An 18196-nucleotide genomic window follows, 5' to 3' on the forward strand; every position below is an offset into this window, starting at 1 on the left:
GCATATGCGGCTATTCAGCGGCGAGTGGATAGGCGGCGCGTGGCGCTTCGCTGGCCAGCGCGTCGATCAGGGATCTGATGGCCGCCTGAACCCTTGGCAGGCCGGGACCGGGATTGTCCAGGGCGGCATCGAGATAGAGACTGCGGTCAACCTCCACCTGCAAGGCGTAGAAGTCATGGGCCGGATGCCCGTGGCGTTCGATCATATGGTCGCCCGCATAGGGATGATTCTGCGCCACCGTCAGCCCATGCCCTTCCAGCACATCGGCCGCCAGCGTCATGAGCCGCGCCGACGCAGCCCGGCCGAATCGATCCCCCAGCACCACGCTGGGCGCAGGCTGTCCGGCAGCAGCAGCGGGAAGCGGCGGCATCGAATGAAGATCGATCAGCACGGCGTGGCCATGGACTTCCCGAGCCGCCCGCAGCATCCGTGTCAACGCATCATGGTAGGGCCGATGGATCGTGTCGATCCGGCGACGGACTTCGTCCCACCCGATGGGCCGCTGCCACAGTTCATAGGCGCCCGGCAGGCGACGGGGTAGAAGGCCAAGGCCACCGCGCAGCTTCGCGCTGCTCTGAAGGGGGACGTCGCGGGGCAGGCCCGTCACCATCGCGGGATCGATTTCCCGTTCATGACGATTGAGGTCGATCATCGCGCGGGGCGCGCGCGCCACCAGCACATGATAGCCGCGCTCGATCAACGGATGGGCCAGCAGGTCGGCCCAGCGATCCTCCAGCCGTCGCAATATGTCCGGCGCGACTCTGGCGGCGCCCAGCAGAGCCGGGGCATATTCGCGCCCGGCATGGGGCACCGAAATAACCACCGGAGCGATCGGGCGGTCCGGTCCGTAAAGATCATGAGAGGCTGTGGATTGGGCCGGAGCGCGCGGTGCGGAATAGCTCAAATCATCTCCTTCCACAGGGCGCGGCAAAAATGGTTACCCGGCTGGATATATATGCTGGTTGTCGCATATAATGGCATACAGCGCCACCCGCGAGGGGTGCCGCACGAGATCGGCCGACACCGGCCAGAGACGAGATTGATCCAAGCGATGGTTCGAATTTTGCTGGCCGAGGATGATGACAGCATGCGCGTCTACCTCGCCCGCGCGCTGGAGCGGTCGGGATATGAGGTGGTGGCGGTCGCCACCGGCGCGCAGGCCGTGCCGCATATCGACGACGATCATTTCGACCTGTTGCTGACCGACATCGTCATGCCCGAGATGGATGGCATCGAGCTGGCCCAGCATGCGGCCACGGTCGCGCCCGATATGCGGATCATGTTCATCACGGGCTTTGCCGCCGTGACGTTGAAGGCTGGAAAAGCGGTGCCGCAGGCGAAGGTGCTGTCCAAGCCGTTCCATCTGCGAGACCTGGTGCTGGAGATCGACCGGCTTTTCGGCAGCACCAGCATGAGCGAACTGAACTAAAAGCCGCTTAACCGGGGACGACCTCTTCCATGTCGGGGGTCGGAGGCAGTGGCTTGCCCGCCATGGCAGCCGAGAATCGATCGCGGTCGAGCCCCCTCTCCCACGCCGACACGACCACCGTCGCGACCGCATTGCCGATGAAGTTGGTGAGGCTGCGGCATTCGCTCATGAAACGGTCGACGCCGAGGATCAGGGTCATGCCCGCGACCGGCACGGACGGGACGATCGAGAGCGTGGCGGCGAGCGTGATGAAACCCGCGCCCGTGACGCCCGCCGCGCCCTTGCTGGACAGCATGGCGACGAGTAGCAGCAGGATCTGGTCGCCGATGCTCAAATGGACGTTGGTCGCTTGCGCTATGAACAGCGCCGCCAGCGTCATATAGATGTTCGTGCCGTCGAGGTTGAAGCTGTACCCCGTCGGCACGACCAGCCCGACGACTGACTTGCGGCACCCTGCCCGCTCCATTTTCTCGATCAGGCTAGGCAGCGCGGCTTCGGACGATGAGGTGCCGAGGACAAGCAGCAGTTCCGCCTTCAGGTAGCGGATGAGGTGCAGGATGTTGAAGCCGATCAGTTTGGCGACGAGGCCCAGCACGACCAGCACGAACAACAAGGATGTGAGGTAGAAGGTCGCGACCAATTCCGCGAGGTTCGCCAGTGCCCCCACGCCATATTTGCCGATGGTGAAGGCCATGGCGCCGAGCGCGCCTATAGGGGCGGCCTTCATCAGGATCGACACGAGCTTGAAAATGGCGTGGCTGGCGGATTCCAGGACCTGCATGAGCGGGTCCGCCTTGTCACCGATCAGGGTCAGGGCGATGCCGAACAATATGGCCACGAACAGCACCTGAAGGATGTTGTGGCCATCCGCTACGGCTGAGATCAGCGTGGCGGGGATGATGTCCATCAGGAAGCCGATGAGCGACCGGTCATGCGCCTGCTGCTGATATTCCGCGACCTTGCCCGCGTCGAGCGTCGTCGGGTCGATGTTCAGCCCCGCGCCCGGATGCACGACATTGGCAACGATCAGCCCGACTATCAGCGCAAGGGTGGAAAAGGTGAGGAAGTAAGCAAATGCCTTTGCCGCCACCCGCCCGATCGCGCCCAATTCCTTCATGCCCGCGATGCCGGTCACGATGGTGAGGAAGATGACCGGCGCGATGATCATCTTCACCAGCTTGATGAAAGCGTCGCCGAGCGGCTGGAGCGCAACGCCCGTTTGCGGGAAGAAATGGCCGATCAGGACCCCGATCGCGATGGCGACGAGCACCTGCACGTAAAGCTGCCGGTAAAAAGGCAGCGGCGCGGCTGCTCTGCCCGCTGCGTTGTGGATGTCCTTCATGCGCGCCCGGCCGCCCCCTATTTTCGCCGCACAATATGGGCTGCACACCCTCTGTCCAGAGAATTAGCTTTTAAGCGAATTTCGCGCTTGCACACCCCACCACCCCCCGCTATTGGCGCAACTCCCGTGGGCGTGTAGCTCAGTGGTAGAGCACTGTGTTGACATCGCAGGGGTCGCAAGTTCAATCCTTGCCACGCCCACCATCGAAAACCCCGTCAAATCAACGATTTGGCGGGGTTTTTGTTTGCCTGATGGAGGTCGCCTCCCCCGCATTGCCCAAGAGATTTTTGGGCAAATTTTGGGCATATCGACGCCTCTTTGGGCAAATTCTGGGCATGAAAATGCCGGGCGAACCCAGCGAGATTCCGATTCGCTAGCGCCTCGCCGACATGGTCTCGCAAAGCCTCATGATCCCCCATCGTCGATCCACGGACGGGTCGTCACCCCAGTCGCGCGTGAGCCGCATTTTGCGGCAGCAAAACGGTGCTGTGCCACGGCAGAGCAGGCAATCTTGTCAGCAGGCAAAGGACGACACGCCGACTCCGCCCCCCATAGAGCCCGCGATCCCCCGAAACAGACACAAGCCCCTTCGCGTCTCGCGACACTCTGCACCAGCCCGGCATGGCCACCGCCGTGCATGCACCGGAATGCGCCAGACCTACCACGAAACATGGCCTGCCCCACGTTCAGGAATGCGGATAAAATCCGTGCGGCGGAGGCGCGAAATCACATGCGACTGGAAAAGATCACATGCTCTCAATCCGTACCCGTGGGAAGAAAGGCATATACTACATCCGAGGCTCGGTTTCGCTTGGCGACAAGCATATCGAGGTCCAGGAGTTTAGCCTAAGAACGACCGATCGCGATGCCGCGGCTCATCTGATGGCGGAACATGAAACGAAGCTGCGCCACCAGCTCATGTTCGGTCCCGCTGCGCTTGTCGCTCAGGGAACCATCGCCGATGCCTTCGACAGCTATCTGTCAAAGGCCAAGCCTCCTTGCGCATCCGACATCCTGCGCGTCGGCAAACTGAATGGCATCATCGGCGACTTCAGCCTGCGCGAACCCAAGCAGGCGTGGGAGCATTTTCGCCGGGCTTACCTGACCGGCCATGACCCGGGTGGTCAGGATCGTTATCGCTCGGTGTTTCAGGCGGCGATCAATGTCCATTATGATCTGCACGACCTCCCGCCGCTGCGGATCAAGGCAATCCCGTTCAACAATGAGCGGGTGCGCTTCCTCAGCAAGGAGGACCGCGATCGGCTGATCGCCGCCTATTCCCCTCACATCCAGCCGATCATCACGATGCTGGCTTTCCAGGGTCCCCGGATCCAGACGGCATTGCAGATCCCGTGGGGCGTCGATGGAGTGGACATGAAGGAAAGATCCATCCGGCTCAACCACAGCAAAAACGCGGTCATCAAGTCGGTGCCGATGCATTCCCGCGTGTTCGATGTGCTCCACCCGATCTGGGAAAAACGAGGACAGCCGACAAATGGCCATGTCTTCCTCAACCGGTTTGGCAAACCTTATTCGGACACGCGCAAGGCGAATATCCCCGGCGGCAACCCGATCAGGAACCAGCATGCGACCGCCTGCACGCGCGCTGGGATCGAGGATTTCACCGTCCATGACTGGCGCCACCATTGGGCGTCCCACTGCGTGATGGCCGGGATAGACCTCATCACCATCATGAACATGGGCGGCTGGAAGTCACTGCGGATGGTCCAGCGCTATTCCAGCGTCAGCGTGGATCATATGTGGGGCTGCATCAATAATCTGAGCTGAAGGGAGCGGCCAAAAGGTAGAATCGGCGGCGAGAACCGACTCCACTTTTTCGCTTCACGCTGAAAAAAGCCCGCTCGGGACGGCGTGATAAAAGGTCAGGCTGCAAGCAGCGGCTGTATTTCCTTTATGTCCGCGGCGTCCGTCACCAGCAGGTCATGATGCGCCTGAAGGTTTAGCCAGAACGCAGCGGTCGTGCCCAGCGCCCGCGCCAGCCGCATAGCGGTATCAATGGTGACGGAAGTCTCCTCCGCACATAGGCGCTCGGTCCGCGTGCGGGGTACATGGATATGCTTTGCCAGCTTTCCCGCGCTAATACCCATTTCCTCCAAAAATTCATGCTTAAGGATTTCGCCGGGATGGACCGGCACTTGCAGCATGGTCATGAGCGTTCTCCTTTCAATGGTAGTCCACAATTTCAGCACTTTCCGGGCCATTGTCGAACCAAGTGAAACAGATACGCCACTGGTCATTGATCCGAATCGAATGTTGCCCTGCTTTGTCGCCGGAAAGAGCTTTTAATCGGTTGGCTGGTGGAGCACGGAGATCATCCAGCTTTATAGCAGCTTCCAACATAGCGACTTTGCGGACAGCAACCCGAAACAAATCGGAAGGGAAGCCCTTGCCCGCCTTACCAATTCCCTGCGGCACTGGATTTGGGTCACGGCAGCGGTAACCGAAATGTCAGACGAGTTCCCATTCACTTGGCCTGTTTAGGCATCCTTCCGACTTACTACACAGCCATCCTTCTCAACCACAATTGTCGTCAGTCGCGCCTTGAGGATCGGCGCAATCTCTGGATGACAGGTCGCGACAATCGTACCGGAGGGTGTGGAATCCAGACTATGCAGGTTGCCAGCCTGCTTCACAACACGCCCGCTTTCACTGGCGACCATCATATAGTAGCGCAGTTCAGGTGCATAATGGGGATCGTCGGGGATACTCCAGCCAGGCTCGATCGCCAGCACTGGCGCACGTTCGTGGGAAAGCGCTTCCAAAAGAGCGCCGTAGCGCGAACGGGGATAATGTTCACGTTCGAACAGCAATGTGTGATCAACATGAACTGCCCGCGCCACTCCAAATGTGAGCAGCAATGCTGACACTGTCGTGGCCAGCCAAAGCCTTTGCCGTGGTGCTGCTCCAGACTTAACTTGTGCACGTAAACGGACAAGAATGGCTTGAACGGCAAGCGCGGTCGCGATGGCGATGAATGGATATGCCGGCAGATAATAATGGCTGAGTTTTGTGCTCGTCATCGTGATTACGACAAGTTGCGCAAGGGCGATGCACAAGGAAAAGATCAGAGCGAGGCGTACCTGTCCCTTTGCAACCGGCAACGCGAAGGGAGAAAGCAAAGCCGCCACGCCAAGGCTGAACAGTCCGCTGAAGAACGTGCCATCGACATAATACCAAGGCGGTCCGGCATGATCATCCAGCGCCTCTTTGAAACGGCCGCTGACATCATTGTAAATCATGGCGTTCAGATAGCCAGGATCGGCCCGCTCGCGCAGGACCAGGAATAGCAGAATAGGAACGACCGCGAGGACTGCCCCAATGAGATAGTCTGAATTCTTGATCACCTTCTGGAAACGACGGGTAACCAACAAATAGAGCAGGAACCCGGCACCTGGAACTGCGCCTGCGACAGCTTTGGTCATGAGAGCGCCAGCCCCCATGATGCCAGCCAGCAGCAGCCAGCCTCGAGGCGGACGCAATCGATGCGCTGCGAAAAAGAGCAGCATCAAATAACTGGTTGTAAAGAAGGTCAGCAGGGCATCGTAATCCGCTGTTCGCGCACCATGTTCTCCGAAAAAACTGATGCTGGCTGCAAGCGCGATGCCGCCAAAGGCGGATATCGCCGCGGAAGATGTGATCCGTTGCAGAAAAAGCATGACCAGCAAAACCGTGCCAATCGCGCTGAGGAGAGACGGAAGTCGGAGCGCAAACTCCGTGCTTCCGAACAAAGCCATACTGCCCGTCATCAGCCAGACGAGCAGGGGCGGCTTCGTATTCCACAAATCCTGGTGGTAGTCATAGGTTGTCACCAGTCCGATGCCGCTATGCCGCATTTCCATGGCGCTGATGATGATGCGCCCTTCATCCCAGATAATCACCGGGATGGGTCTGCCTACGAAATAAAAGAATATTACAAATGTGGTGAATAGCGCCGCAAGGAAGCGTACATTCAAAAACCGCCGATCGTCTATCCGGCTTCCGATCATCATCCTTAAGCCCCACTAAAATCTGAAGAAAAAGGATTAAACCAATTCAGTGAAAATCCCGCTAACCACCACCCTGCAAAAAATCGTCTTCAACGAAGGTTCCCTCATTTTTTACACGCCGTCATTGCGTATCCAAGACAATCATTTTTCGATCCCAGGTTAAACACCATAGTAAAATGCGCAAATAACAAGAAAACGAGTGCTAGCGGGAGCAGCAGTATCAGGCACAATATTTGGAGCAGAAAATAGCGCGTCGGCCTTATCAGGCGGATCGCCAGCACGATAATCTTGTTCGCTATAACCGCTACATCGTTCCCTCTTTCTTCGATGTCCACATCGGCGAAAGTATTGAGCATATCGGCGAGCGCGTATCTGGAAAATCGATGATAGTCATATGGCGCGTAATGGACTCTCGCCGAAAAAGGCACGGTCGCGACCAGCTTGCCTCCCGGTTTCAACACACGTTCCATTTCGGCTATCAGCGCCGTCGGATTGGGCGAATGTTCAAGCACTTCTGTGCACAATACCGTGTCGAAGGTAGCATCTGCGAAGGGGATGCGGCGTCCATCGAATGGAACTATTTCTTCGTTGGCCTGCATGCTGAATGCCCCTGCCTGTGGCACGTCGATGCCGACATAGCGTATGCCCTCTGGCAAGAAGGTCCGATAGGGCATTTCTCCGCAGCCCACATCCAAGAGAGTGCCCTTAAGAGCAGAGATCTCCGGACCAAGAAAATCCCAAATCGTTCCGAGTTGCAGATCGACTAAGCGCCGTAGTTTGAACGCCATTCGCGAAGACCGCGAAGAACTGAATCGCAGCGGGATCGGCTTAAAATATTCCACCGGTGTTTCAGTTGGCTTGGACATGTTCAATTCCCTGGCAGATATTTAGCTCGCGAGTAAGCGCTTCATAGACTTTAGGACCGCTTGAACCCCCAGCTCATGAAATTGCCGACGTTAACCGAGAGCCGCCGACGGTCCAGCCAGGAGCCGCGCAGCATCTGGGTGAGCACGCCCTTCAGTCCATCGGGCATCGGCACAAGCCGCAGCCAGTAGCTTGGGCGATAGCTGTTCCAGAAGCTCGTACCGCCGACATCGCCATAACCGTTGATCTGTAGGAGACGACGCGCGCTTTCCGCCGAGAAGAGCTGCATATGCTCAATATCGACGATGGGTGACCGTCGCCCCAGCAGGCGGTTGAGCATCCCGCGGCGGTCATGTGTGACTCCGACGAACACACCTCCCGGTTTCAGCAAGCGATAAGCCGAAGCTACAAGCGCGCCTGGGTCCTGCACATGCTCCAGTGTCATGAAGCAGCAGATGAGGTCGAAGCTGTCGGCAGCGAAATCCTCTTCTTCGAAAATGCCTTCGCGGATCCATGCCCTACGGTGTGCCGGCGCGGCAGCGATGGCGGCCTTGGATGGCTCTACCCCTACCAGTTCGGAAAAGTCGGCATTTTCAAGCCGTTCCAGAAAGGCTGCGGTTCCGGTCCCAATTTCCAGCGCAGCCCCCCGCCCCTTCAATCTTTCAAGCACCGGCCTTAGCGCGCGCGCATAGGCGTCGGCAGCGTCTTCAGCCTCGTCGGCGCTGTCATAATCAGCCTCGTGATAGCTCGCCGCCAACGAGGCGACGGTCGGCGGACGATCCACATAGGCCAGATCACATGATCGGCAGCGCACCATGGCGTGGCTCATATATTCCGGTACCTTGCGCGACGCGAAGCTCGACGCACTGACCCGGCTCTCGTCCCGCGTATCCGACAGAAAGGGTTCGGCCTGTTCGGGCCCGGCTCCACAGAGAGGGCAGTTGCGAGCGGCAACGATGGGTTCGTAATTCATGCAATCTGCCTAGTGCATCTTGGTTGAGCAAATGTTAACCATATCGGGGGAATGTGGGGCATGAAAGAAGCACAGCTTATTGCGGCGCGACCGTTTGAGACCCTCACGCTGGCCGCGCGCATTCGTGGCCAGGCCCTGCGCATGGTCACGCGAGCCAAAGCATCTCACATCGGATCGGCCCTCTCGATCGCCGATATCATAGCTGTGCTCTACGGCAGAGCCTTGCACGTCCATCCAGCAGCGCCAAGCCACCCGGAGCGGGACCGTTTCATCCTGTCCAAAGGCCATGCCTGTGTCGCGGTTTATGCCGCGCTGGCCGAAACCGGCTTCATCGATCCCGCGCTGCTCGAAACATATGGCACCGACGGATCAATGCTGATGGCGCACATCAGCCACAAGGTGCCGGGCGCCGAGTTTTCCACTGGTGCGCTGGGGCACGGCCTTCCTTTCGGGACGGGCAAGGCGCTTGCGGCCAGGCGTCGAGGAGAGGCCTGGCGCACGGTCGTCCTTACCAGCGACGGGGAATGGGGCGAAGGAAGCAACTGGGAAGCGGCGCTGTTCGCGGCGCATCATGGACTCGACAACCTCATCTGCATCCTCGACTATAACAAGCTGCAGAGCCTGCGGTCAGTGGATGAAACGCTGCGGCTCGAACCGCTGCATTCGAAGTTCGAAGCGTTTGGCTGGGCCGTACAGGAAGTCGATGGGCACGATCATGAGGCGCTCACCGCTGCGCTGGAGGGGTCACCGTGGGCGGTTGGCAAGCCGATGATGCTCATCTGCCATACCATCAAGGGCAAGGGCGTCAGCTTCATGGAGAACAAGGTGGAATGGCATTATCGCAATCCCACCCCTGAATTGCTGGAAGCGGCGCTGGCTGAAATCGAAGGGGAGAATGGCCGTGCGTGACGCCTTCATCGATGAGCTGACGACGCTCGCCGCGACGCACGACAATATCGCCCTCATCGTCGGTGATCTGGGCTTCAACGTGATCGAGCCTTTTGCCGATCGTTTTCCCGACCGCTTCATCAATGCGGGCGTCGCGGAACAGAATATGACGGGTCTCGCCGCCGGCATGGCGAGTGAGGGCTATCATGTCTTTACCTACTCGATCGCCAATTTCCCGACCTTCCGCTGCGCCGAGCAGATCCGCAACGACGTCGATCATCATCGCCTGCCCGTCACCGTGGTGGCTGTAGGTGGAGGCGTATCCTATGGCGCGCTCGGCTATTCCCATCATGCCGTGCAGGACTACGCCCTGATGCGCGCCATGCCCAACATGACGATCGCCGCGCCGGGTGATCCGCTAGAGACCCGCGCCTGCTTGCGCTGGCTAATCGACAATCCCGGCCCTTCCTATCTGCGGCTCGGCAAGGCTGGAGAGCCACGCTTCCACGACAGCATCCCCGAAATTGCGCTTGGGCGCTGGGTCAAGGTGCGTGACGGCGGCGAAGGCTCCGTCCTGCTCTCGACCGGCGCGGCTCTGGGCCCGGCCATCGGGCGGGCAGATGGCCGGGCCGTGTGGTCCCTTCCGCTGTGGAGCATGGCCGCGAAGGCGGACCAGCCTGCCCAGATCGCGCAGCATGCCCGCGTCACGACGCTGGAAGATCATCTCGTGGACGGCGGCTTTGGTTCATGGTTGATGGAATCGGTGGCGGGCACGGCTGCCGCCGCCTGCATCGAGCCGATCGCCCTGTCTGCGGAAATCTGCGACCTGGTGGCCAGTCAGTCCGCACTCAACCGGATTGGCGGGCTCGCTGCATAACCCTTTTTTAACTACGCCTGTTCATAGGATTTGACCCATGAAAGCGATCATCCTTGCAGGGGGCCTAGGCACCCGCCTCGCCGAAGAAACATCGGTCCGGCCCAAGCCCATGGTGGAAATCGGCGGCAAGCCGATCCTGTGGCACATCATGAAGATCTATGCCCAGCATGGCGTGGATGAGTTCATCGTGTGCCTCGGCTACAAGGGTTACATGATCAAGGAATATTTCTTCAACTACGCCCTCCACATGTCGGATGTGACGATCGACCTGCGGCGAGGCACGACCGACGTGCATCGCAACGCATGCGAGGATTGGAAGATTTCCCTGATCGACACTGGTGCGGAGACCATGACGGGCGGGCGGTTGCGTCAGGCGATGCAATATCTCGGCGATGACGAGGATTTCTGCCTGACCTATGGCGATGGCGTCAGCGATCTCAACGTCGGCGCGGCTATCGATTTCCATCGCTCGCATGGGCGCAAGGCGACCGTGACGGCGGTGCGTCCCGCCAGCCGCTATGGTCAGCTTGACCTCGAAGGGGACCGCGTCGCGGCCTTCGCTGAAAAGCCTCTGGATGAAGCCGGCTGGATCAATGGCGGCTTTTTCGTGCTTAATCGCTCCATCGGAAATTACCTGAACAATTCCGACAGCTGCGTCTGGGAGCGCGAGCCACTGGAGCGTCTGGCGTCGGATGGCGAGCTCCGCTCCTTCTTCCACGACGGCTTTTGGCAGCCGATGGATACATTGCGCGACCGGCAGATGCTTGAAGGCATGTGGGACCGGCAAGAGGCCCCATGGAAAACCTGGCACTAGAGCGCGCCGGCGCGGTGGCGTTTACGCCGAACGCCCGCTTCTGGGCTGGGCGACGGGTGCTCGTGACCGGCCATACCGGCTTCAAGGGGAGCTGGCTGCTTAGCCTGCTCAATATATTCGGTGCTCGCGTCACAGGCCTTTCGCTAGCGCCCGACACCACGCCCGCCATGTTCGACCTGATCGGCGGCGCTGACCTTTGCGATCATCATATCGCGGACATTCGCGATGCAGCCGCTGTTGAGGCAATCATCACTCAAGCCGAGCCGGAGATCGTCCTGCATCTCGCCGCGCAGCCGCTGGTGCGCGCATCCTATGTCGATCCGATCGGCACCTATCAGACCAACGTTATGGGCACCGCCCATGTACTGGAGGCATGTCGCAAGACGCCGTCCATTCGCACGATCGTCTCCGTTACGACCGACAAATGCTATGCCAATGACGGCCGCATCGAAGGCTACCGCGAAGATGCGCCGCTCGGTGGCCATGACCCTTATTCCAACAGCAAAGCCTGCGCCGAACTGGTGAGCGCATGCTGGCGCGACAGCTTCCTTGCAGAGCGGGGCACTGGTCTCGCCACTGCTCGCGCCGGTAACGTCATTGGCGGCGGCGACTGGTCGGCCGACCGGCTGGTGCCGGATGCAATCCGTGCCTTCTCGGCGGGGCTAACGCTGGAGATCCGCAATCCGGAAGCCGTGCGCCCTTGGCAGCATGTGCTCGAGCCGCTGGCGGGCTACCTGCTGTTGGCCGAAGCGCTGACCGCCGATCCCGTCCGCTTCGCGCGGGGTTGGAACTTTGGCCCGGCGCCCGCCGACATGGCAAAGGTCCGCGACGTCATTGATCTTCTGGGCCGTCATTGGGGTGTAGCTCAGCCTTGGGCAGCGCAGCCCGGCGATCATCCGCACGAAGCTGCGATGCTGACGCTCGATTCCTCTGGCGCTGCTGGAGCGCTCGGTTGGCGGCCGCGCCTTACGCTTGATCGAGCACTCGCGCTGACAGCGGCCTGGTATCGCGCTGAGGACAAGCGCGCCATCACTCGCGAGCAGGCAGAGGCTTTCCTCGCCATGGCGCCAGTATGAGCCGGATCCTCGTCACTGGTGCAAGTGGCTTCGTAGGCGCCGCCGTCGCCGATCTCGCCGCCCGCGAGGGCCATCAGGTCACGGCATTGGTGCGTAATCCCTCGTCTCCTCGCGCGGTGTCGTTGGCGGGGCGCTGCGACATCGCCGTCGCCGACTTGTCCAATCGCGATGCCGTTCGCGCTGTGCTGTCAGAGGCGCGCCCCGATTACGTCATCCATTCTGCGTGGGAGGGCGTGGGCGGTCCGGATCGCGCAGGCGACATCCAGCTCGACAATATCCGCACGACGGTCGATCTGCTCGACAGCGCTATCGCGGCGGGCGCCCGCCGCTTCATCGGCATCGGCAGCCAGGCAGAATATGGCCGACATGATCGTCGGATCGACGAAAATACCGCAACCGAACCCTTCCTCCTCTACGGTGCGGCCAAACTTTCCGCCTGCCATCTGACGCGCCAACGCGCGAGCGAGGCAGACATGGGCTTCGCCTGGCTGCGTCTCTTTTCGCCCTATGGTCCCGGCGACAATCCCAATTGGTTGATCCCGTCGGTGGCGGCCCAGATTCTTGCGGGCCAAGCGCCGCGCACCAGCGCGGGCACGCAAAAATGGGATTATCTGCACATTGATGATTGTGCGCAGGGCATATTGGCGACGGCCGTAACGGAAAACGCCCATGGCGTATTCAACCTGTCGAGCGGCCATGCGGTCACTGTCCGGTCGATCGTCGAGCGTCTTCGTGACCTCGCTTGCCCCGGCCTTCCGCTGACCTTCGGCGAGATTCCTTTTGGCCCCAATCAAATCATGCATCTGGAAGGGGATTGCAGCCGCCTGATCGCCGCGACCGGCTGGACCCCTCACATCATGATCGAGGATGGTCTTGCTACCGTGGTCGAGTCCCTGAGGCAGGCCGCATGAGCATGCCCGCCCTTGACCGCCGTTTCTTCGGCTTTCTCGTCGCGGGCGGGATCAACACGCTGTTCGGCTACAGCGTCTATAGCGCCCAAGTGCTGATGGGCATCAAGCCTCACGTGGCGGTGACGGTCAGCACGATTGCGGGCGTCCTCTTCAACTTCCTGACTACGAGTGCCGTGTTCCGTTCACGTGAACTACGCCGACTGCCGCGATTCCTCATCGTCTATGGCTTCATGCTCAGCCTCAACATCCTGTTGCTCGAGATTGCCATGCGCGAGGGCTTTGGTCCGCTACTGGCGCAGGCGCTCGTCCTGCCCATCTTCACCCTCACCTTCCTTGCCATGCGCCGCTTCGTGTTCGCGGCCTCGCCGGAGCAGACCTCATGAAGACAATCTCCATCGTGACGCCCTGCTTCAACGAGGCGGACAATGTCGAAGCCTGCCGCGATGCCGTCGCCGCCCTGTTCGCACCCGGCGCACCGCTGGCGAGCTACGCGCGTGAGCATATCTTCGCCGACAATGACAGCAGCGACGGTACGCAGGACATCCTGCGTCTGCTGGCGGCAAACGACCCCTCGATGAAGGTTATCCTGAACGCACGCAATTACGGCCCCTTCCGCTCCAACTTCAATGCGCTTCGCGCCGCGACGGGTGATGCTGTCGTCGTGTTCCTGCCCGCAGACCTTCAAGACCCGGCGGAAATGATCCCGGAGTTCGTAAAGCTATGGGAAGGTGGTGTGGAAGTCGTGGCGGGCGCCCGCGTCAACCGTCAGGAAAGCCTTGCGCTTCGTACCTGCCGCGCGATCTTCTATCGCACAGTACGCAGTTTCAGTGACATCGACATCCCGGTTAATGTTGGCGAATTCCAGCTTCTTGACCGCAAGGTATGGGAAGCGGTCGTGAGCCATGACGATCATTATCCCTATATTCGCGGCATCATCGCTTCCGTGGGCTTTCGTCGCGTCATCGTCCCCTATACCTGGGCCGCACGGCGATCCGGCATCTCCAAGAACAATCTGCCGCGATTAGTCGATCAGGCACTGAACGGCATTTTCAGCTTCACCAATGTGCCGATGCGCCTGTGCACCTTCGCCGGTATCACCATGGCCATGCTATGCATGATCTACGCCACGGCTTCGGTCGGCCTTTATTTCATCTGGCCCAATCTCGCACCGCGCGGGATGATGACGCTGATCGTCGCCCTCTTCTTCCTGTCGGGCATTCAACTCGCCTTCATGGGGATATTGGGCGAATATGTGACGTCAATCCATGCGCAGGTTCGCAAACGGCCGTTGGTCGTAGAGCGGGAGCGGCTCAATATGGAAGCTGTGTCGATGGACGCGGCTGCCGGCAACTCGGTGCACGACCTGCAGCAGCAAATCGGCGTGGAGGCTGCGTGACGCTGTCGCCAGCGCTGACGTCGGCGGCCAATCCCGGACGTTCTACATCAACAATATCCGTTCCGCTTCGCGCACTGGCGGCGATGCTCATTGCCTTGCTCGGCTTGGACAACGTGCTGCTCTTGGGCTTTCTCGGCCAGCCGTCCCTGCTGGTGACGGCGCTAGCTGTTGGTGGGCCAGCGCTACTTGGATTCCTGGCTTACCGAGCGACGCCAGGCGAGTGCCGCATCGACTTATCGACCGTCCTGATCTGTCTCCTGGTCGCTGCTATCCTACTGATGCTCGGCGGAGAAGGACGCCTCTTCTACGCTCCCACCGACTGGCAGGTTCGCGATGCGGTACTCGCCGACATGGGGAAGCATCGGTGGCCCTTCGATTACTGGCTGGAAGGCCGATCGCAAATATTGCGCGCGCCCATCGGCATGTATTTGCTCCCTGCCCTGCTCGGCGGTGCAGGCCAGGTCGCCCGCGACTGGATTTTGCTGGCGCAGAACTGCTTCGCACTCGGCCTGCTGTTAGCGTTGGGATCAGTGCTGTTTCAGGGGCACCGCGCGCGGTGGATTGCCCTCACCATCTTTGTGGCGTTCAGCGGTCTCGACATTCTGGGTAGTCTCATCGAGCAATGGGCTACCGGTCATACACGGTGGGATCATATCGAAGATTGGGCCGCAGGTTTTCAATATAGCGCCCATATCACTCAATTATTCTGGGTCCCGCAGCACGCTCTTGCTGGCTGGGCCGCGGCTCTCACCTATCTCCTGTGGCGCAGAAATCTTGTCCCAATCGGGATATTGGGCGCAACCTTACCGCTCGTTGCATTATGGTCGCCGCTCATCCTGTTCGGAGCGGTGCCTTTTGCGCTTTTCGCAGGGCTGCGAACAATTGGCTCCCGTTCGTGGAACCGGCTCGACCTATCACTCTGCCTGATCGCAACCGCGATCGCAGTTCCGGCTCTTCTTTATCTGGTTACGGATTCGACAAGCGTAGGAGGCGGTCTGCGCCCTCCCAATGCCATCCTTTATATCGTGATCATACTGTTGGAGGTTGTGCCCTTTCTCCTGCCGACCCTCTTCGACCGCAACAATAGCGTCGATCGGACGAGCCTCGCCATTGTGGCTGTATGTCTTTTCCTGATGCCAAATTGGGCCATCGGCATGTTCAACGATTTTCAAACCCGCGCATCCATCGTGCCGCTGGCGATCCTGGCGGTGGCCTATGCCGACTGGGCGACGCGGATCGTCGGCTGGCGCGAGAAACTCAGCTTTTGCGTGATCATCGTCCTCGGCTCGGTAACCGGCGTTGTAGGCATTGCGAATGCCCTCCGCTTCGCCCCGTCTCCAGTTCCACGTTGTTCGGTGGCGGGCGTATGGGAACGCCAGTCAACTTTGCACTCATCATACAGTTCTTATTTCGCGCCTAGTGACTCGATACCGTTCAGGGTGAGGCCTGTCGATCGCGTGCAATCCATCGACCGGGATCGATGCTGGGACCGCTCATGGCACACACCGGCGCCCTTCTTCCTCCAAGTGCAGGGCCGCTGATGACCTCATCTACGATGACATTGTCTGTATATGCGGCGCTGCTGTTTGCTGTGCTGCTGACGCCCTATTTGGCGTCGGCCTTTGGTTCGCGGGCAGATCAACAACGCCGCGTCGAGTTAGTCGGCTGTGCGCTGCTCCTGATAGGGGCAATAGCGTTAACGGCGTTCCGGCATTGGGCATTTCCGCTGATCGGCATATTTGTCCTGATCCCGCTTTTCGGCCTCGGGGCTGCGGCACTTTTAGGCAGCATAACGGCCGTCCTACTCTTCGCCACTACGATTTGGTGGACGCAGTCCATGACATTCGGGCTCATCCCGACCTTGATCGCCGCCCTGCTCAGCGTGGGAGCCGGCTTTCTGCCGCGCTGGAAACCACACTCTGTCGCGACGCAATCGGGCCTGCTCCCAACGATGCTGCTGTGCGGGACCATCGGCATAGGCGCCGGGCTTCTCACCGCACCTTTCGAGTCGGCGGACACCATCTATCTCGCCTGGCATCATTGGGGCGCCTACTTGGCCCCGGTGGAAGCATGGCGCGGCGGTGGCGTGCCCTACCGGGATTTCCCGATACAATATGGGCTAGGGCCTACGGTCACCCTGATGGCAAGCTGCGGCCAGGATTGCTGGCGCGGCATGTATGAGGTGACCGTCGCCGCCAACGCTCTCTATTTTGCAACTTTTGCCGGAATCGTGATTGTACTGACCGCGCAATCACCCAAAGGCGTACGCTGGCTGGCGCTACTCGCGATGTTCTGCGCCGCCTTCCTGTGGACTGGCTTTCCGAGCAATTTCGCCGGGCCGGTGATCACACCATCAGTCGCGGGGCTCCGGTTCCTGTCAATTTCCACGCTGCTGCTTCACATACTCTACACCGAACAAAGCAAACAGCGCCGCGACTGGATCGGGCATGCCATCTGGTTAATCGACCTCTTCTGGTCGCCCGAAGCGGCATTTTTCGGGACCTTGATCTGGTGGCCATATCTGGCATTGCGCGATGCCACCGCAGCAGATGGACGGCGCGGGGCAATCATTGCTCTCGCTCGAGGGGCTGTCCGAGGCGTGGTAGCTCTGGCGGCCGGGATCTGCATCCTTGCGCTTACCCTCTGGCTGCTGTCCGTCAAGACGATCACGTTGGAGGATTTCTTCGCCTATGTGCAGCATCCCCCAGGCGCGCTGCCCGTCAATCCCGTCGGGACTATCTGGATCGCGCTTGCGACACTTGCACTTGGCATAACCGTGCTGGCGCGGCAGGGCCTGTCAGAGCAGGCCCGCCCCCTCTATGCCTGCTTATTGAGCTTCCTGGCAGCGGGCACCTATTACATCAGCCGCAGTCACGATAATAACATCCTCAACCTGTTCCCATTGTTGGTCCCGGTGCTGCTGGCGACTCTCGCCAATCTCGACAATGTCAGCGACACGGCGCGACGTTTCGGACGCGCCTTCATCCACACCTTACTCATCGCCATGGTCGCTTTCACAGTCACCTTCGACTTTAGACCTTGGCGAGAAGGCGCCACCCGGGCCGGGGCGCTACATCTCGGACCATACCGGCTGATTGCGCGCTTTACCCCCGAAGCAAATGATCGCCCCGCGATATTGTCCGCTGATGCAATCGCTGGCCTGCGCTATCTCCGGGATCAGAAAGCCGAGGCTATCGCCCTATTCGATCACAATTACCTGATGGTTCGCTCCTCAGGTAGGGCATGGACCAGCGTGAACAACCTCGCCAACTTTGTGCCGCTGCCCCAGGCATCCATTGAACATTACATCCGCCGAAGCGCGGCTGCTTACCGTCGGCCCGGGTGGATCCTGGCAGACGCCGATCATCGACATTGGGTGAACGCCTTCCGGGTGGCTTATGACGTGCAGCGAGAACAGTCGTTCGGCAGTTACCGGGCATATTATCTCGTGCCGCGCAGCACGGAAGCCCCCAAACCTTTTTAAGCCCATTTATCTTGGCTCGCGCTTGCTGCAGTGCACGTTTAAACTTCTATAGATGCGGCGTCACGATACGCATAAGGCAGTACCTCCGCTTATGCTTGCCATGGTAAGGAAGTCTTTCGCTACGGGTATACTAGT

18 protein-coding genes and 1 tRNA gene are annotated in these 18196 nt (G+C 60.0%); 12 read left to right on the top strand and 7 right to left on the bottom strand.

From position 1 onward, the window contains the following. Positions 1-10: 10 nt before the first annotated feature. Positions 11-904, bottom strand: a complete 894-nt coding sequence (locus ACZ5TH_RS08120; RefSeq protein ID WP_464793554.1) for an N-formylglutamate amidohydrolase — start codon at positions 902-904, stop codon at positions 11-13. Between the two features lie 147 nt (positions 905-1051). Here ACZ5TH_RS08120 and cpdR point away from each other — a divergent pair, with 147 nt between their 5' ends. Then, on the top strand, positions 1052-1429 hold the full coding sequence (cpdR, locus tag ACZ5TH_RS08125; RefSeq protein WP_449473629.1) for a cell cycle two-component system response regulator CpdR: 378 nt from the start codon (positions 1052-1054) through the stop codon (positions 1427-1429). Between the two features lie 7 nt (positions 1430-1436). On the opposite strand, the gene ACZ5TH_RS08130 is transcribed toward cpdR, so the two are convergent. After that, the gene (locus ACZ5TH_RS08130) at positions 1437-2771 is read right to left on the bottom strand and encodes a dicarboxylate/amino acid:cation symporter (RefSeq protein ID WP_464793555.1); all 1335 of its coding nucleotides are present in this window, start codon (positions 2769-2771) and stop codon (positions 1437-1439) included. 128 nt (positions 2772-2899) lie between these two features. On the opposite strand from ACZ5TH_RS08130, the gene ACZ5TH_RS08135 reads away from it, so the two are divergent. Continuing rightward, a tRNA-Val gene (locus tag ACZ5TH_RS08135) sits at positions 2900-2974 on the top strand. 547 nt (positions 2975-3521) lie between these two features. Continuing rightward, the gene (locus tag ACZ5TH_RS08140) at positions 3522-4559 is read left to right on the top strand and encodes a tyrosine-type recombinase/integrase (RefSeq protein WP_464793556.1); all 1038 of its coding nucleotides are present in this window, start codon (positions 3522-3524) and stop codon (positions 4557-4559) included. 95 nt (positions 4560-4654) lie between these two features. Here ACZ5TH_RS08140 and ACZ5TH_RS08145 read toward each other — a convergent pair whose 3' ends face one another. From ACZ5TH_RS08145 to ACZ5TH_RS08165, 5 genes are all read right to left on the bottom strand, one after another. Continuing rightward, positions 4655-4942, bottom strand: a complete 288-nt coding sequence (locus ACZ5TH_RS08145) for a HigA family addiction module antitoxin (protein ID WP_449473697.1) — start codon at positions 4940-4942, stop codon at positions 4655-4657. A 13-nt stretch (positions 4943-4955) separates the two neighbouring features. Next, positions 4956-5207, bottom strand: coding sequence for a type II toxin-antitoxin system RelE/ParE family toxin (locus tag ACZ5TH_RS08150; RefSeq protein WP_460986326.1), 252 nt, complete (start codon positions 5205-5207; stop codon positions 4956-4958). A gap of 62 nt (positions 5208-5269) precedes the next feature. Further along, positions 5270-6781, bottom strand: a complete 1512-nt coding sequence (locus ACZ5TH_RS08155) for an ArnT family glycosyltransferase (protein ID WP_464793557.1) — start codon at positions 6779-6781, stop codon at positions 5270-5272. Between the two features lie 101 nt (positions 6782-6882). After that, positions 6883-7644 carry a class I SAM-dependent methyltransferase gene (locus tag ACZ5TH_RS08160; protein ID WP_464793558.1) on the bottom strand — a complete coding sequence of 254 codons (762 nt, stop codon included), beginning with the start codon at positions 7642-7644 and terminating at the stop codon, positions 6883-6885. Between the two features lie 50 nt (positions 7645-7694). Continuing rightward, on the bottom strand, positions 7695-8615 hold the full coding sequence (locus tag ACZ5TH_RS08165) for a class I SAM-dependent methyltransferase (RefSeq protein ID WP_464793559.1): 921 nt from the start codon (positions 8613-8615) through the stop codon (positions 7695-7697). A gap of 60 nt (positions 8616-8675) precedes the next feature. Between ACZ5TH_RS08165 and ACZ5TH_RS08170 the strand changes: the two genes are divergently transcribed. From ACZ5TH_RS08170 to ACZ5TH_RS08210, 9 genes are read left to right on the top strand one after another with little or no spacing between them, the layout of a single operon-like run. After that, positions 8676-9524: a transketolase gene (locus ACZ5TH_RS08170; protein WP_464793560.1), complete on the top strand. Its 849-nt coding sequence runs from the start codon at positions 8676-8678 to the stop codon at positions 9522-9524. After that, the gene (locus ACZ5TH_RS08175; RefSeq protein WP_464793561.1) at positions 9517-10380 is read left to right on the top strand and encodes a transketolase family protein; all 864 of its coding nucleotides are present in this window, start codon (positions 9517-9519) and stop codon (positions 10378-10380) included. The genes ACZ5TH_RS08170 and ACZ5TH_RS08175 overlap by 8 nt, the downstream gene beginning before the upstream one ends. 37 nt (positions 10381-10417) lie before the next feature. Continuing rightward, entirely contained in the window at positions 10418-11194 is a 777-nt protein-coding gene (rfbF, locus tag ACZ5TH_RS08180; RefSeq protein WP_464793562.1) for a glucose-1-phosphate cytidylyltransferase, read from the top strand. Next, positions 11176-12270 carry a CDP-glucose 4,6-dehydratase gene (gene rfbG / locus ACZ5TH_RS08185; RefSeq protein ID WP_464793563.1) on the top strand — a complete coding sequence of 365 codons (1095 nt, stop codon included), beginning with the start codon at positions 11176-11178 and terminating at the stop codon, positions 12268-12270. Before rfbF ends, rfbG begins: the two co-directional genes overlap by 19 nt. Continuing rightward, positions 12267-13181 carry an NAD-dependent epimerase/dehydratase family protein gene (locus ACZ5TH_RS08190; protein WP_464793564.1) on the top strand — a complete coding sequence of 305 codons (915 nt, stop codon included), beginning with the start codon at positions 12267-12269 and terminating at the stop codon, positions 13179-13181. Before rfbG ends, ACZ5TH_RS08190 begins: the two co-directional genes overlap by 4 nt. Next, positions 13178-13564, top strand: a complete 387-nt coding sequence (locus tag ACZ5TH_RS08195) for a GtrA family protein (protein ID WP_464793565.1) — start codon at positions 13178-13180, stop codon at positions 13562-13564. The genes ACZ5TH_RS08190 and ACZ5TH_RS08195 overlap by 4 nt, the downstream gene beginning before the upstream one ends. Next, complete coding sequence (locus ACZ5TH_RS08200; RefSeq protein WP_464793566.1) at positions 13561-14577, top strand: glycosyltransferase family 2 protein; 1017 nt, start codon at positions 13561-13563, stop codon at positions 14575-14577. Before ACZ5TH_RS08195 ends, ACZ5TH_RS08200 begins: the two co-directional genes overlap by 4 nt. Beyond that, entirely contained in the window at positions 14574-16118 is a 1545-nt protein-coding gene (locus ACZ5TH_RS08205; protein WP_464793567.1) for a hypothetical protein, read from the top strand. The genes ACZ5TH_RS08200 and ACZ5TH_RS08205 overlap by 4 nt, the downstream gene beginning before the upstream one ends. Beyond that, positions 16073-18061, top strand: coding sequence for a hypothetical protein (locus tag ACZ5TH_RS08210; protein WP_464793568.1), 1989 nt, complete (start codon positions 16073-16075; stop codon positions 18059-18061). Before ACZ5TH_RS08205 ends, ACZ5TH_RS08210 begins: the two co-directional genes overlap by 46 nt. The last annotated feature ends 135 nt before the right edge of the window (positions 18062-18196 follow it).

It is taken from the genome of Sphingobium sp. TomTYG73, from assembly GCF_055394245.1.

Excerpts from the sequence above, each read along its gene's own strand:
- cpdR (WP_449473629.1), top strand. The coding sequence starts at position 1,052 with ATGGTTCGAATTTTGCTGGCCGAGGATGATGACAGCATGCGCGTCTAC.
- ACZ5TH_RS08130 (WP_464793555.1), bottom strand. The coding sequence starts at position 2,771 with ATGAAGGACATCCACAACGCAGCGGGCAGAGCAGCCGCGCCGCTGCCT.
- ACZ5TH_RS08140 (WP_464793556.1), top strand. The coding sequence starts at position 3,522 with ATGCTCTCAATCCGTACCCGTGGGAAGAAAGGCATATACTACATCCGA.
- ACZ5TH_RS08145 (WP_449473697.1), bottom strand. The coding sequence starts at position 4,942 with ATGACCATGCTGCAAGTGCCGGTCCATCCCGGCGAAATCCTTAAGCAT.
- ACZ5TH_RS08155 (WP_464793557.1), bottom strand. The coding sequence starts at position 6,781 with ATGATGATCGGAAGCCGGATAGACGATCGGCGGTTTTTGAATGTACGC.
- ACZ5TH_RS08160 (WP_464793558.1), bottom strand. The coding sequence starts at position 7,644 with ATGTCCAAGCCAACTGAAACACCGGTGGAATATTTTAAGCCGATCCCG.
- ACZ5TH_RS08165 (WP_464793559.1), bottom strand. The coding sequence starts at position 8,615 with ATGAATTACGAACCCATCGTTGCCGCTCGCAACTGCCCTCTCTGTGGA.
- ACZ5TH_RS08170 (WP_464793560.1), top strand. The coding sequence starts at position 8,676 with ATGAAAGAAGCACAGCTTATTGCGGCGCGACCGTTTGAGACCCTCACG.
- rfbF (WP_464793562.1), top strand. The coding sequence starts at position 10,418 with ATGAAAGCGATCATCCTTGCAGGGGGCCTAGGCACCCGCCTCGCCGAA.
- rfbG (WP_464793563.1), top strand. The coding sequence starts at position 11,176 with ATGGAAAACCTGGCACTAGAGCGCGCCGGCGCGGTGGCGTTTACGCCG.
- ACZ5TH_RS08190 (WP_464793564.1), top strand. The coding sequence starts at position 12,267 with ATGAGCCGGATCCTCGTCACTGGTGCAAGTGGCTTCGTAGGCGCCGCC.
- ACZ5TH_RS08195 (WP_464793565.1), top strand. The coding sequence starts at position 13,178 with ATGAGCATGCCCGCCCTTGACCGCCGTTTCTTCGGCTTTCTCGTCGCG.
- ACZ5TH_RS08200 (WP_464793566.1), top strand. The coding sequence starts at position 13,561 with ATGAAGACAATCTCCATCGTGACGCCCTGCTTCAACGAGGCGGACAAT.
- ACZ5TH_RS08210 (WP_464793568.1), top strand. The coding sequence starts at position 16,073 with ATGGCACACACCGGCGCCCTTCTTCCTCCAAGTGCAGGGCCGCTGATG.